Origin of the sequence: Variovorax sp. 770b2, from assembly GCF_900115685.1 — a bacterium.
Classification (GTDB): Bacteria; Pseudomonadota; Gammaproteobacteria; order Burkholderiales; family Burkholderiaceae_C; genus Variovorax.
The window spans coordinates 18,987-32,478 of sequence record NZ_FOXJ01000003.1 but is presented as its reverse complement, the minus strand read 5'-3'; the positions used below and the strand labels follow the sequence as shown (position 1 = coordinate 32,478).

General features: G+C 69.0%; 11 protein-coding genes. 2 read left to right on the top strand and 9 right to left on the bottom strand.

Annotated features, from left to right (window positions below):
* Nucleotides 1-23: 23 nt before the first annotated feature.
* The 8 genes from BM133_RS19385 to BM133_RS19350 all read right to left on the bottom strand — a co-directional run bounded on the left by BM133_RS19385 (nucleotide 24) and on the right by BM133_RS19350 (nucleotide 9,291).
* The gene (locus BM133_RS19385) at nucleotides 24-821 is read right to left on the bottom strand and encodes a sulfite exporter TauE/SafE family protein (protein ID WP_093437217.1); all 798 of its coding nucleotides are present in this window, start codon (nucleotides 819-821) and stop codon (nucleotides 24-26) included.
* Complete coding sequence (locus BM133_RS19380; RefSeq protein WP_093437215.1) at nucleotides 818-2,338, bottom strand: AMP-binding protein; 1,521 nt, start codon at nucleotides 2,336-2,338, stop codon at nucleotides 818-820. Before BM133_RS19380 ends, BM133_RS19385 begins: the two co-directional genes overlap by 4 nt.
* The gene (locus BM133_RS19375) at nucleotides 2,335-3,774 is read right to left on the bottom strand and encodes an acylating sulfoacetaldehyde dehydrogenase (RefSeq protein WP_093437212.1); all 1,440 of its coding nucleotides are present in this window, start codon (nucleotides 3,772-3,774) and stop codon (nucleotides 2,335-2,337) included. The genes BM133_RS19380 and BM133_RS19375 overlap by 4 nt, the downstream gene beginning before the upstream one ends.
* Nucleotides 3,775-3,807: 33 nt before the next feature.
* Nucleotides 3,808-4,797, bottom strand: coding sequence for a tripartite tricarboxylate transporter substrate binding protein (locus tag BM133_RS19370; protein WP_093437211.1), 990 nt, complete (start codon nucleotides 4,795-4,797; stop codon nucleotides 3,808-3,810).
* The gene (locus BM133_RS19365) at nucleotides 4,794-5,588 is read right to left on the bottom strand and encodes an IclR family transcriptional regulator (protein WP_093437208.1); all 795 of its coding nucleotides are present in this window, start codon (nucleotides 5,586-5,588) and stop codon (nucleotides 4,794-4,796) included. The genes BM133_RS19370 and BM133_RS19365 overlap by 4 nt, the downstream gene beginning before the upstream one ends.
* 110 nt (nucleotides 5,589-5,698) lie before the next feature.
* Nucleotides 5,699-7,432 (bottom strand): cobaltochelatase CobT-related protein, encoded by a 1,734-nt coding sequence (locus BM133_RS19360; protein ID WP_093437205.1) that lies wholly within the window; start codon nucleotides 7,430-7,432, stop codon nucleotides 5,699-5,701.
* Nucleotides 7,429-8,421: an AAA family ATPase gene (locus BM133_RS19355; protein ID WP_093437204.1), complete on the bottom strand. Its 993-nt coding sequence runs from the start codon at nucleotides 8,419-8,421 to the stop codon at nucleotides 7,429-7,431. Before BM133_RS19355 ends, BM133_RS19360 begins: the two co-directional genes overlap by 4 nt.
* Before the next feature lie 27 nt (nucleotides 8,422-8,448).
* Nucleotides 8,449-9,291 carry an IclR family transcriptional regulator gene (locus tag BM133_RS19350; RefSeq protein ID WP_093437201.1) on the bottom strand — a complete coding sequence of 281 codons (843 nt, stop codon included), beginning with the start codon at nucleotides 9,289-9,291 and terminating at the stop codon, nucleotides 8,449-8,451.
* Nucleotides 9,292-9,450: 159 nt separating this feature from the next.
* Between BM133_RS19350 and xsc the strand changes: the two genes are divergently transcribed.
* The gene (gene xsc / locus BM133_RS19345) at nucleotides 9,451-11,274 is read left to right on the top strand and encodes a sulfoacetaldehyde acetyltransferase (RefSeq protein WP_093437199.1); all 1,824 of its coding nucleotides are present in this window, start codon (nucleotides 9,451-9,453) and stop codon (nucleotides 11,272-11,274) included.
* Nucleotides 11,271-12,464 (top strand): acetate/propionate family kinase, encoded by a 1,194-nt coding sequence (locus BM133_RS19340; protein WP_093438197.1) that lies wholly within the window; start codon nucleotides 11,271-11,273, stop codon nucleotides 12,462-12,464. Before xsc ends, BM133_RS19340 begins: the two co-directional genes overlap by 4 nt.
* Before the next feature lie 3 nt (nucleotides 12,465-12,467).
* Here the strand turns inward: BM133_RS19340 and BM133_RS19335 are convergent, their stop codons facing one another.
* Nucleotides 12,468-13,460 carry a Bug family tripartite tricarboxylate transporter substrate binding protein gene (locus tag BM133_RS19335; protein WP_093437197.1) on the bottom strand — a complete coding sequence of 331 codons (993 nt, stop codon included), beginning with the start codon at nucleotides 13,458-13,460 and terminating at the stop codon, nucleotides 12,468-12,470.
* Between the last annotated feature and the right edge of the window lie 32 nt (nucleotides 13,461-13,492).

The following is a 13,492-nucleotide window of genomic DNA, read 5'->3' as shown; positions in this document are numbered from 1 at the left end:
AGACGGGCCCGCGCCGCCGCGCGTCAGGCCAGCAGGCTGAAGAGCGAGCGCAGCACGCTCACGGTGGCCAGCGCGATCAGCAGGTTCAGCACGTGCTTGCTGAACTGCTCGGGCGACACGCCCTTGAACGAGCGCTGCCCCCACCAGATGCCCGCCAGCATCGCGGGCGCGAGCCACACCGCCCACTTGAGCGTGTCCGGCCCGAGCAGGTTGCCCGATGCATGCGCGGACGAAGGCATGAGCGCGGCAGCGATCAGAGACACCACATCGCTGAACAGCAGCAGCGCGATGAGGGTCGCGCGCAGCACGGCGGGCGCCATCTTCGCGGTGCTCAGCAGCACCGCGACGGCGATGCCGCCGATGGCCGCCACCCCGTTGATGAAGCCCGAAGCCAGCCCCGCCGCGAGCCGCACGCCGCGCGTGGGCACGAGCGTGACGTGCGCGCCACCGCGCAGCAGCAGCGCCGCCGCCATCAGCAGCGCGCCGATCAGGAGGCGCAGCGGCGTCTCCGGCAGCCACGCGAGCAGCGCCACGCCGAGCGGAATGCACAGGAGGTTGCCCACCATCAGCCAGCTGAGCCAGGGCATGTCGATATCGCGCGCAATGCCGCGCAGCTGGCTCAGGCTCGCGAGGATTTCGAGCATGAAGATGGCCGGCACCACCAGTGCGGGCGACACCACCAGCGACATGCCCGCCACCGTGATGGCCGAGAAGCCGAAGCCCGCGAAGCCGCGCACGATGCCGGCCGCAAACACCACGCAGAGGCTGTAGACGAGCAGTGCCGGCGCGAGCGGCGGAACCAGCAGTTCGGCCGCCGTCATGCCTCGAAGAGCGGCAGCAGCTTCAGGCGCTGCACCTTGCCCGAAGGCCCGCGCGGCAGGTCGGCGACGAAGCGGTAGTGGCCGGGCGTCTTGTAGCGGCCGAGCGCGGTGGCGCTGAAGGCGCGCAGCTCGTCTTCGGTGCAGGCGCAGCCTTCGCGCAGCACGATGCACACGCCGATCTCCTGGCCGTAGTGGCGGTCGGGCACGCCCACGGCCGCGGCCTCCAGCACGGCGGGGTGCTGCAGCAGCGCCTCGTCGATCTCGCGCGGCGCGATGTTCTCGCCGCCCTTGATGATCAGCTCCTTGATGCGGCCGGTGACGAAGAAGAAGCCGTCCTCGTCGCGGTGGCCGAGGTCGCCGGTGCGCAGCCACCCGTCGGGCGTGAAGCTCGCGCGCGTGGCCTCTTCGTTCTTGTAGTAGCCGAGCATCACGTTCGGCCCGCGGATCACGAGCTCGCCGGTGGTGCCGTCGGGCACGGCCGCCAGCGCCGCATCGACCACGCCGGCCATGCAGCCCGAGGCGCGGCCCACCGAGCCGAGCTTGCGCGCGGCCGGGTCCATCGGGTTGGAGAACGAGGGCGCCGCCGTTTCGGTGAGCCCCATGGTCTCGACGATGCCGATGCCGAACATCTGCTCGAACGCGCGATGGTGCTCGGGCGGCAGCGCCGCAGAGGCCGAGCGGCAGAAGCGGATGGCCAGCGTCTGCGCGAGCGGCGGCTTCGGCCCTTCGAGCAGGTACGAGATCATGGTGGGCACCACGTTGATCCAGCTGCACTGCGTTTGCGTCGCTTGCTCCCAGAAGCGGCCGGCCGAGAACTTCGGCGGCATCGCGAGGCTGCCGCCATGCGCGAGCGGCGCGAGCATGGTCACGGCGAAGGCGTTGATGTGATAGAGCGGCAGCACCGCGAGCACGCGGTCCGCGGGCTGCAGCGCGTGCTCGGCGCTGATGGCGTGCGCATTGGCCGCGAGGTTGCGCTGCGTGAGCATCACGCCCTTGGGCACGCCGGTGGTGCCCGAGGTGTACATCAGCAGCGCGACGGCTTCGGGGGCCGGCGGTGGCGCGTCGCCCGTGGCTTCGGTTTCGTCCGGCAGCGCCGGGCCTTCCGGATCGACCACGATCACCGTCACGGGCCGATCGAAGGCCTGCACCATCTCGCGCACACGCGCTTCCCATTCGGGCGCCACGCAGACCACGCGGCAGTCGGAGTGCGAGAGCACATAGCGCATCTGCTCGGGCTGCGACAGCAGGTTGACCGGGTTCACGCAGTAGCCGGCGTGCATCGCGCCGAGCAGCAGGCGCAGCGTCTGCAGGCCGTTGGGCATGACGACCGAGACCGTCTCGCCCGCCGTTGCACCGTGCCTGGCCAGCACCTCCGCCACGCGGCGGCAGCCGCGTGCGAGTTCGCCGTAGCTGATGTGGCGCTCGCTCTCGGTGCTGCGGGCGTACACCGCGTGCGGCTGCAGCGCCGCCTGGCGCTCGATCAGCGCATGGACGGTGGAGGCTGCCGCGCCGCTCATTTCGCTCCGTGCCGGGCGAAGTACGCGCCGAAGATCTCGTCCTCGCTCGGCACCTTCTCCGGAATCGGCCGCGACACGCGCGTGATGTTCAGGTAGTGCCGGTAGTTCATGTTGTCGGAGAAGTTGTTCTTGCCCCAGGTGCCGCAGCCCATCGAGAGCGAGAAGGGCAGGCCGTTGTCGAAGCTGCCGCCGGTGGCGATGCAGTGCGCCTGGTCGACGATCACGCGAGACACCGGGAGCGTGAGGCCCAGCGTCATGGCGCGTTCAGGCACGGTGCTGTGCAGGCCGACCGAGTGGCCCGCGCCTTCGTAGGCATAGATGCGCTCGACGGTGGCGGCGGCTTCGTCGAAGTCGCGTGCGGCGTAGATGGCGAGCACGGGGCTCAGCTTCTCGCCGGAGAACGGGTGGTCGTGGCCCACGCCGTCTTCGGCCACCATGAGGATGCGCGGGTCTGTGGCCGCGATGGCGAGCCAGCCGTCGCGGTTGGCGCCAGCTACTTCTGCCGCCCGCTCCGCGATCTTGCGTGCCGACTGGCCGATGACGGCGGCCGAGAGCTTGCCCTCGGGCCACATCAGCGATTGCAGCGTGGCCTTCTGCGCGGCCGCGAGCATCACGGCGCCGCGGTCTTTGAGCGCGGCGAGCATCGAGGCGCGCACCGCATCGACGATCACCAGGCTGTTCTCCGACGAGCAGCTGGTCGCGTTGTCGAAGGTCTTGGAGCGCACGATGCGCTCGGCGGCCGCGTTCACCTCGGCCGTTTCATCGACGATGCCCGCCACGTTGCCCGCGCCCACGCCGAAAGCCGGCGTGCCGCTCGCATACGCGGCGCGCACGTTGGCCTGCGAACCGGTCGCCACCACGAGGTCGCACAGGCGCATGAGCTCCGTCGTCGCCTGCTTGTTGATGGGCAGGGGCAGCAGTTGCACCAGGTCGCGCGGCGCGCCGATGCGGTCGAACTGTGCGTGGATGAAAGCGATGAGCCGCGCCGCCGTCGACCAGCCCTTGGGCGACGGCGCGACGATGACCGCGTTGCGGCCCTTGAGCGCGTTGATGATCTTGTTGGCCGGCGTCGCGCCCGGGTTGGTCGATGGCGTGACCGCGCAGACCACGCCCACGGGCCGCGCGATCTCCACGATGCCGCGCGCCGGGTCTTCGCCGATCACACCGACCGAGCGCGCGCCGTGCAGGTCGCGCAGCAGGCCGAAGGTCTTGCGATGGTTCTTGCGGACCTTGTCCTCGACGTTGCCCACGCCGGTGTCGGCCACGGCCAGCTCGGCCAGCTCGCGGTTGCGCGCCGGCTCGATGATGGCCCAGCCGGCCGCGACCACGGCGGTATCGACCTGTTCCTGCGACCAGGTTTCGTAGAGGCGCTGCGCGGCGCGTGCGCGCGCCACGAGCTCGGCGATGGGGGAAGAAGAGGGGGCTGCGTTTTCCATGGGGCTGTCTGTCTGCTTGTCTGTGTATGTCGGTCAATCGACTTTGATGTGAGCTTCTTTCGCGAGCTTCTGCCAGCGCACGAGTTCGGTCGCCACGACCTTGCCCAGTTGCTCGGGCGTGCCGCCGACGCCTTCGCTGCCTTGCGCCAGCAGCTTCTCGCGGATCTCGGGCTCCTTCACCACGGTGTTGATCACGCGGTTGAGCTTGTCGATGGCGGGCTGTGGCGTCTTGGCGGGCACGAAGACGGCATACCACGAGTCCACGTCGAAGTCGGGAATGCCGGCCTCCTGCATCGTCGGCACGTCGGGAAAGGCCGCGCTGCGCTTGGTGGTCGAGACCGCGAGCGCCTTGAGCTTGCCGGCCTTCACGAACTGCGCGGCCGCGGGAATCGATACCCACAGGAGCGGCACCTGCCCGCCCATCACATCGGTCACGGCCGGGCCGCCGCCGCGGTAGGGGATATGCGTCATCTGCGTGCCGGTGCGCAGCTTGAGCAACTCGCCCGCCAGGTGCCCGGGCGAGCCGTTGCCCACCGAGGCGAAGGAGATGCTGTCGGGCTTGGCCTTGGCCAGCGCGACGAGCTCGGCCACGGTGTTCGGCGCGAACTGGTTGTTGGCCACCAGGATCTGCGGCAGCGAGGCCACCAGGCCGACCGGCGCGAAGTCTCTCGCGGTGTCGAAGCTCAGCTTGGTGTAGATGGCCGGGTTGATGGTGTGCGAGGAGAGCGTGAAGAGCACCGTGTAGCCGTCGGGCGCCGACTTGGCCACGACCTCGGTGCCGATGGAGCCGGCCGCGCCGCCGCGGTTGTCGATCAGCACCTGCTGGCCGAGCAGGGTCGAGAAGCGCTCCTGCACGATGCGCGCGATCACGTCGGTGCCGCCGCCGGGCGGGTAGGGCACGATCAGCCGGATCGGCTTGTTCGGGTAGTCGTTGCCGTTTTGCGCCTGCGCGGCGAAAGGTGCTGCCAAGGCTGTGACGGCCAACAGGCCCGCGCGCAGCCAGGGGGCGAGGAACAGGTTCATTCGGATCTCCTTCTCTTTATGGTGGATGTCGGCAGCGCGGTCGCGCGGTAGCCCAGCGTCACGCTCGCATCGCGGGCGCAGGCCATGAGGCGGTCGGCCAGGCCGCGCGCCTGCGTGCGCGCGAAGCGGATCGAGGGCACGCTCATGCCGACGGCCGCGACCGCTTCGCCGCGCGCGTTGAACACGGGCACCCCGAGGCCGCACACGCCCAGGCGCCATTCCTCGCGGTTTTCCGCGTAGCCGCGGGTGCGCGTGCGTTCGAGTTCTGCAACGAGCGCATCGAAGTCGGTGATGCTGTTCTTCGTGTGCGCGGCCAGCGTGCCCAGGCGCTCGTGCAGCGCGGGCACGTCGGGGGCTGCCGCTGCCAGCAGCGCCTTGCCCGAGGCCACGCAGTACGCCGCCGCCCGGCCGCCGATGCGCGAATACGCGGCCACCGGCAGGGGGCTGTCGAATTTGTCGAGGTACACGATCTCGGCGCCGTCGAGCACCGCCAGGTGGATGGTCTCGCCCGTCCGCTGCGCGAGCGCTGCCAGGTGCGGCCGCAGCAGCGCGCCGACGTCGGCCGCATCGGAGACCAGCGCGCCCAGCTCGAACAGGCGCAGGCTGGGGCGGTAGGCGCTGGTGTCCGGGTCCTGCACGGCCCAGCCGCAATCGACCAGCGTCTGCAGCGTGCGGTGCGCATTGCTGCGCGCCATGCCGAAGGCCTGTGCCAGGTCGGTGACGCGGCAGGGGCGCTGCTGGCGCGTCATCCATTCGATGGCGGCGAGACCCTTGGCGAGCGTGGAGTCCATGAGGCTTTCAGTGTTCCAAATATTGGAACGTCGTTCCCGGATGTGAAACGCAATGTACGAAGCACCGACTCTCTTTGTCAATCGGGGACTTGGATGTAATGCAAAACTATTCAGCGCCGATGGCGCCCCGCCATGAGGTCGATCACCTCGCGAAAGATGGTGTTGCCGGTGGAGGTGGCCAGGTCGAGCACGTGGCTGCGGCTGTAGTACGGGCTCAGGTCGAGCCCGACGCCGATGCCCGCGATCTCGATGTCGCCGCGCTGCTCCTGGCGTGCGACCACGTCGCGCAGATGGTGGTCCAGGTAGTGCGCGTCGTTGGCGAGATGCGTGGCGCTGTCCATCGGCGAGCCGTCGGAAATCACGAGCAGCAGCTTGCGCGCCTCGGGGCGCTGGCGCAGGCGCACGCAGGCCCAGTCGACCGCCTCGCCGTCGATGCCTTCGCGGAACAGGTCGGCCTTCAGCAGCGCGGCCATCGCGGGGCGGGCGCGGCGCCATGGCGTGGCCGCGGCCTTGAAGACGAGGTGGCTGCGCTCGTTGAGGCGGCCGGGGTGCGGTGGCTTGCCGGCGCGCACCCATTCGCGCTGCGGGCGGCCGCCGGTCCAGGCGCCGGTGGTGAAGCCCAGCACCTCGCTGGCCACGCCGGCTTGTTCGAGCGCACGCGCGAACACGTCGACCATCATCGCGACCGATTCGGCGTGCTCCTTCATCGAGCCCGAGCAGTCGATGAGAAAGCTCACCATGCAATCGGCCACGGGCTCCATGCGCTCGGTGCGGAACAGGCGCCGCTCGGTCGGCGAGGCGACGAGCTGCGCGAGCCGGCGCCCGTCGATGAGGCCTTCTTCCTGCCCGCCGTCCCAGCCGTCGCGCGTGGGGTCGGCCAGCAGCGCGCGCAGTTCACGGGCCAGGCGCGCGACGTTCACGCCTTGCGCGGCGATGCGGCGGTCGAGTTTTTCGCGGTGGTCGGCGAGCACTTCCTTGCGCGCGAGCGTGGCCGCGTCGTGCTCGCGGTCGTAGGCGGTGGTGAAGACGCGGTAGGCGCCGCCCGCCTCGTCCATCACCGCGCTGCGGCCCGACTCGGCAGTGGTGAAGCGCTCGATGATCTCGCGGTCCATGTCGGCGACGAGGCTGAACACGCTGCGCTTGTCGTCCACGTGCGGGTCGCGCGCATCGGCGCTTTCTTCGCCGGCCTCGTGCAGCATCGTGGCGACGGTGCGGGCGATGGCGAGCGCATGCACGGCGTAGGCGGCCTGGTCCGCGCGATCGCGGCGCAGGCCCGCGAGAGCATGGCCGATCAGCGGCGCGAGGTGAAAGCGCGTGGCTTCGAGCATGTCTTCGGTTTCCTCCACCACCTGCTGGCCGCTCACGCGGGCGCGGCAGATCTGCGCGATGGCATAGAGCAGCAGGCCGCGCGCGGTGTCGGTCAGGCCCGAATGGTGGAAGGCGAGCGACCACTGCTCGTGGCGGTGCCGCAGGTTGTGACGCATGCCGGCCATGACCTCGGGCGCGAGCGCTTCGACGCGGAACTGCTCGAGCATCTCGAACAGCATGCGTTCGACCGGCTCTTCGGGGCGAAGGCTTTCATGCAATGCCGCATCGGACGCGGTGAGCCGCAATGCGAGCCCATCGGCCACGCCGCGGAACGAGGCGAAGTCGTCGGTGTCGGCCGAGGGATGCAGGTGCGGCGCGAACCACGGCAGCGCCACGCGCCCCCGGTGCAGGCGCTTGCCGCGAAAGTGCAGGTCGCGCTCGCCGCTGAAGGCCCGCACCACGCCCGCGCAGAGCTCGGCGACCTGCTCCTCCTGCCGCACGCGGCGCTGCATCGCGCTCGCGGACGTGTCGGTCATTCGCCCGAACCCGACGACAGCTGGTGCGACTCCTTGAGTTCCTGGTCGAAGCAGCGCTGGAAGTACTCGGCCACGAGCGGCCGTTCGGCGTCGTCGCACTTGTTGACGAACGAGAGGCGGAACGCCAGCGCCGGGTCCTTGAAGATCTCGACGTTCTCGGCCCAGGTGATGACGGTGCGCGGCGACATCAGCGTGGAGAGGTCGCCCGCCGCGAAGCCCTTGCGCGTGAGATCGGCCACGGCCACCATCGCCGCGACGAGCTTGCGGCCCGCATCGTCCGCGAGCGAGGGCACGCGCGCCTGCACGATCGCGATCTCTTCATCGGCCGGCAGGTAGTTGAGCGAGGCGACGATGTTCCAGCGGTCGATCTGCGCATGGTTCAGGCGCTGCGCGCCGTGGTAGAGCCCGTTGAGATTGCCCAGGCCCACCGTGTTGGCGGTGGCGAACAGGCGAAAGAACGGGTGCGGCCGCAGCACCTTGTTCTGGTCCATCAGCGTGAACTTGCCGTCGCGCTCCAGGATGCGCTGGATGACGAACATCACGTCGGGCCGGCCTGCGTCGTACTCGTCGAAGATGAGTGCGACAGGACGCTGCAGCGACCACGGCACGATGCCTTCCTGGAACTCGGTGACCTGCTGGCCCTCGCGCAGCACGACCGCGTCCTTGCCCACGAGGTCGAGCCGGCTGATGTGGCCGTCCAGGTTCAGGCGCACGCAGGGCCAGTTCAGGCGCGCGGCCACCTGCTCGATGTGCGTCGACTTGCCGGTGCCGTGCAGGCCCTGCACCATCACGCGCCGGTCGCGCGTGAAGCCCGCGAGGATCGCGAGCGTCACGTCGGGGTTGAAGCGGTAGACGGCATCGACCTCGGGCACGTGGTCATCGAGTCCTTCGCAACGGGTGAAGGCGGGCACCTGCAGGTCGGTGTCGATGCCGAACACCTCGCGCACGCTCAGCATCCGGTCGGGTCGCAGGTCTGCGGTATCGGTCACGGTGGGCTTTCGAAAAGAAGGTGGGGATCAGGCCGTGGCGCGGTCGCTGCCCGCGTCGGCGTCGATGCGGCTGAGCGCGAGCGCGGCGCGTTGCAGCGCGGGCAGCAGCGTCTTCGCCTTCGCCGCGTCGAGCCGCATGATCGGCGCCTGCACCGCGATGCAGAGGTTCGATGGCGCCTCGTCGCCCGAAGGCACCAGCGCGGCGATGCACAGCAGGCCGGGGAGAAACTCTTCGTTGTCGATCGCATAGCCGTGCTTGCGCACCTGCTGCACTTCTTTCTCCAGCGCCGCGGCATCGGTCATCGTCTTGGCGGTGTACGTCTCCAGCGGCGCGTTGGAGAGCAGCCGGCGGCGCTGCGCCGCGCTCATCTGCGAGAGAAAGATCTTGCCGCTGGCCGAGCAATGCACCGGCACGCGCGAGCCCGGGTGCAGGTAGAAGCGCAGCGGCGCGGCGGTCTCCACGCGGTCCAGGTACACGACCTCGCTGCCCGAGAGCGAGGTGAGGTTGCAGCTCTCGCCGATTTCTTCCCCCAGTTGACGCAGCACCGTATGGCGCGCACCGTGCAGGCTGTCGTTGAAGAGCAGGTTCTCGGACAGCCGACGCAGCCGCGTGCCGATGCCGTAGTGGCGCCCGTCGCCCTCGCGCTGCAGGAGCCCCGCGCCTTCGAGCTGCTGCAGCATGCGGTGCAGCGTGGGCTTGGGCATGCCGGTTTCCTCGACCAGGCCCTGCAGCGAGTAGCGCTGGTCCTTGGCGGCCATGACTTCGAGCAGGCCGAAGAGGCGCATGGTGGGCGTGTCGCCCGCCGGTTCGGCAGCTTCCGGGGGCGCTCCGAGGGAAAGGCCTTTGACGATCTTCATGCGGCGGATCATAGTTGTTTTGCAAAAAACAAGACAAGGCGTACCGATTTTTGTAAATTGTTTGACGCCACGGCAATGCCGTCCTATATTCCGCCGGAATGAATTTCGGAACAAGCGGTTCCGACTTTCGACATGCGACCGACCGCCCCAATCTTTCAGGAGACGCCTTCCATGAGCCAGAAAAAACCCGCCGCACCCGCCCGCGAAGCCGTCACGGGCGTGCAGAAGATGACGCCCTCCGAGGCCTTCGTCGAGACCATGGTCGCCAACGGCGTGACCGACATCTTCGGCATCATGGGCTCGGCCTTCATGGACGCGATGGACATCTTCGCGCCCGCCGGCATCCGCCTGATTCCGGTGGTGCACGAGCAGGGCGGCGCGCACATGGCCGACGGCTATGCGCGCGTGTCGGGCCGCCACGGCCTGGTGATCGGGCAGAACGGCCCCGGCATCAGCAACTGCGTGACAGCCATTGCAGCCGCCTACTGGGCGCACAGCCCGGTCGTGATGATCACGCCCGAGACCGGCACCATGGGCATGGGCCTGGGCGGCTTCCAGGAAGCCAACCAGCTGCCGATGTTCCAGGAGTTCACCAAGTACCAGGGCCATGTGAACAACCCCAAGCGCATGGCCGAATACACGGCGCGCTGCTTCGATCGCGCCATCTCCGAGATGGGCCCGACACAGCTCAACATTCCGCGCGACTATTTCTACGGCGAGATCACGGTCGAGATCCCCAAGCCGATGCGCGTGGAGCGCGGCGCGGGCGGCGAGAACAGCCTGAACGCAGCAGTCGAACTGCTGGCCTCGGCCAAGTTCCCGGTGATTCTTTCGGGCGGCGGCGTGGTGATGGGCGATGCGGTCGAGGAATGCAAGGCCTTGGCCGAGCGCCTCGGTGCGCCGGTGGCCAACGGGTACCTGCGCAACGACTCGTTCCCCGCGAGCCATCCGCTCGCCGCGGGCCCGCTCGGCTACCAGGGGTCGAAGGCCGCGATGAAGCTGATCGCGCAGGCCGACGTGGTGCTCGCGCTCGGCTCGCGCATGGGCCCCTTCGGCACGCTGCCGCAGCACGGCATGGACTACTGGCCGAAGGACGCGAAGATCATCCAGGTCGAGGCCGACCACACCAACCTCGGGCTGGTGAAGAAGATCACCGTCGGCATCCACGGCGACGCCAAGGCCACCGCCAAGGAACTGCTCAAGCGCCTGCAGGGCAAGACGCTGGCCTGCGACGCCACCAAGGCCGAGCGCGCCGACAAGATCAAGGCCGAGAAGGCCGCGTGGGAAAAAGAGCTCGACGAGTGGACGCATGAACGCGACCAGTACAGCCTGGACGCCATCGAGGAAGCCAAGGGCGAGAAGACGCCCACCGGCGGCAGCTACCTGCACCCGCGCCAGGTGCTGCGCGAGCTGGAAAAGGCCATGCCGCCGCGCGTGATGGTCTCCACCGACATCGGCAACATCAACGCCATCGCCAACAGCTACCTGCGCTTCGAGGAGCCGCGCAGCTTCTTCGCGCCGATGAGCTTCGGCAACTGCGGCTACTCGCTGCCCACGATGATCGGCGCCAAGTGCGCCGCGCCCGACCGTCCGGCCGTGGCCTATGCCGGCGACGGCGCCTGGGGCATGAGCATGTCGGAAATCATGACGGCCGTGCGCCACGACATTCCGGTGACCGCCGTGGTCTTCCACAACCGCCAGTGGGGCGCGGAGAAAAAGAACCAGGTCGATTTCTACAATCGCCGCTTCGTCGCGGGCGAGCTCGAAAGCGAGAGCTTCGCGGGCATCGCCAAGGCGATGGGCGCCGAGGGCATCGTGGTCGACAAGCTCGAAGACGTGGGCCCCGCGCTCAAGAAGGCCATCGACATGCAGATGAACGAAGGCAAGACCTGCGTGATCGAGATCATGTGCACCCGCGAGCTGGGCGACCCGTTCCGCCGCGACGCGCTCGCCAAGCCGGTGCGCTTCCTGGACAAGTACAAGGACTACGTCTGACCGAATCGCTGCTCACGCTGAACGCCGGGTCGTCGTCGATCAAGGTCGCGCTGTTCGCGGCGACCGGCGAGCGCGATGCGCTGCCGGCTGCGCGCTGGTCGGGCCAGGCCGATGGGCTCGGTGCGGGGCTGAAGGCGCGGCTGCGCGTGCGCGATGCAGAAGGCCGCACGCTGCACGATGCGGCGCTTGAAGGCGACCAGCGCTCGCACCAGGGCGCGCTCGCCGCGCTGCTCGAATGGCATGCGCAGCAAGGCAGTGGCGACCGCATCGCGGCGGTCGGCCATCGCATCGTGCATGGCGGCGTGAACTTCGTGGCGCCGGTGCGCATCGACGATGCGGTGCTGGCCGAGTTGGCTGCGCTCGAACCGCTCGCGCCGCTGCACCAGCCGCACAACCTGGCGGGCGTGCGCGCTGCCATGAAGGCTTTCGACGGCGTGCCGCAGGTGGCGTGCTTCGACACGGCTTTCCATTCGACGCAGACCGAAGTGAACCGACGCTTCGCGCTGCCGCGTGCGCTGCACGATGCAGGCGTGCGGCGCTATGGGTTCCACGGGCTCTCCTACGAATCGATCGTTGCGCAGTTCACGCACATCGCGCCGGAGCTGGCAGACAAGCGCGTGATCGTCGCGCACCTGGGCAATGGCGCCTCGATGTGCGGCATTGCGCGGGGCCGCTCGGTCGCGACGACGATGAGTTTCTCGCCGCTCGACGGCCTCACCATGGGCACGCGCTGCGGGCACCTGGATGCGGCTGTGGTGCTGTACCTCATGCGCTCGCACGGCATGTCAGCCGAACAGGTCGAGACGCTGCTGTTCCGTGAATCGGGGCTGCTGGGACTCTCGGGCGTATCGAGCGACATGCGTGAGCTCGAAGCGTCCACCGCACCCGAAGCCGCCGAAGCGATCGCGCATTTCACCGAGCAGGTCGTGCAACACATGGGCAGCCTCGCGGCCGCGCTGCGCGGTGTCGATGCGGTGATCTTCACCGGCGGCATCGGCGAGAACGCCGCCGGGTTGCGCGAACGCATCCTCGAAGATTGCGAATGGCTGGGTGTGAATGTCGATGCGGCTGCCAACCGCGATGGCGCGCGGCGGCTCACGACCGCCGAGAGCCCCGTCAGCGCCTGGGTGCTGCGTACCGACGAGGAAGCGGTCATCGCCCGCCACACCGCGCAGGTGCTGCGCGGCTGAGCATCAGCTCGGCTGGATATCGGCCGCCTTGATGACGTGCGCCCAGCGCGCGATCTCCTCGGTGAGAAAGGGCGCGAAGCGGTCCGGCCCGCGCGCATCGATCACGAAGCCCTGCTGGCGCATGCGCTCCTCCAGGCCCGGCTGTGCGAGGATCTTCACCACCTCCGCGCCGAGCTTCTGCACCGCGGCGTCGGGCATGCCGGCGGGCGCCATCATCCCTGTCCAGTTTTCCACCTGCAGCGTGGGCATGCCGGCCTCGGCTGTCGTCGGCACGTCGGGCAGCAGCGGGTAGCGCGCCTTGCTCGCGATGGCGAGCGCGCGCAGCTTGCCGCCTTTCACATGCGGGATCGATTCGGGGATGTTGGAGAACACCACGTCCAGCTGCCCGCCGATGAGGTCGGTCATGCAGGGCGCGCCGCCCTTGTAGGGCACGTGCTGGATGGCGGACTTGTTCAGGTCGTTGAAGAGCGCGAGCGTCAGGTGCGGCGGCGTGCCGCTGCCGCTGGAGCCGGCGTTGAGCTTGCGCTCCTTCGCCGCGGCGATCAGGCCCTTCAGGTCCTGGATCGGGCTGGCCACCGGCACCACGATCAGCATCGGGCTGCCGGCGATCAGCGCGACCGGGCGCAGGTCTTTCTGGAAGTTGAACGGCGACTTCGGAAACAGCGTCACGTTGGCCGCATGCGTGAGCGTGATTGCCAGCAGCGTGTTGCCGTCGGGCGCAGCCTTGGCCACGAGGTCCGCGCCGATCTGGCCGTTGCCGCCGGGTCGGTTGTCCACCAGCACGCTGACCTTCCAGCGCTCGCCCAGTTGCTGGCCGATCTGGCGCGCCATCACGTCTGTGAGGCCGCCCGCCGGAAAGGGCACCACGTAGCGCAGCGTGGCATCCGGCTTCGGGTAGTCGCCGCCTTGTGCTCGCGCCAGCGCCGGCATGAGCGCACCGAGCGATCCCGTTGCGGCCAGGGCCGCAGTCCCTTGCATCCATTCGCGTCGTTTCATCGTGTTGTCTCCTGTTGTTGTGTTCGGGGGAA

Excerpts from the sequence above, each read along its gene's own strand:
- BM133_RS19385 (WP_093437217.1), bottom strand. The coding sequence starts at position 821 with ATGACGGCGGCCGAACTGCTGGTTCCGCCGCTCGCGCCGGCACTGCTC.
- BM133_RS19380 (WP_093437215.1), bottom strand. The coding sequence starts at position 2,338 with ATGAGCGGCGCGGCAGCCTCCACCGTCCATGCGCTGATCGAGCGCCAG.
- BM133_RS19375 (WP_093437212.1), bottom strand. The coding sequence starts at position 3,774 with ATGGAAAACGCAGCCCCCTCTTCTTCCCCCATCGCCGAGCTCGTGGCG.
- BM133_RS19370 (WP_093437211.1), bottom strand. The coding sequence starts at position 4,797 with ATGAACCTGTTCCTCGCCCCCTGGCTGCGCGCGGGCCTGTTGGCCGTC.
- BM133_RS19365 (WP_093437208.1), bottom strand. The coding sequence starts at position 5,588 with ATGGACTCCACGCTCGCCAAGGGTCTCGCCGCCATCGAATGGATGACG.
- BM133_RS19360 (WP_093437205.1), bottom strand. The coding sequence starts at position 7,432 with ATGACCGACACGTCCGCGAGCGCGATGCAGCGCCGCGTGCGGCAGGAG.
- BM133_RS19350 (WP_093437201.1), bottom strand. The coding sequence starts at position 9,291 with ATGATCCGCCGCATGAAGATCGTCAAAGGCCTTTCCCTCGGAGCGCCC.
- xsc (WP_093437199.1), top strand. The coding sequence starts at position 9,451 with ATGAGCCAGAAAAAACCCGCCGCACCCGCCCGCGAAGCCGTCACGGGC.
- BM133_RS19335 (WP_093437197.1), bottom strand. The coding sequence starts at position 13,460 with ATGAAACGACGCGAATGGATGCAAGGGACTGCGGCCCTGGCCGCAACG.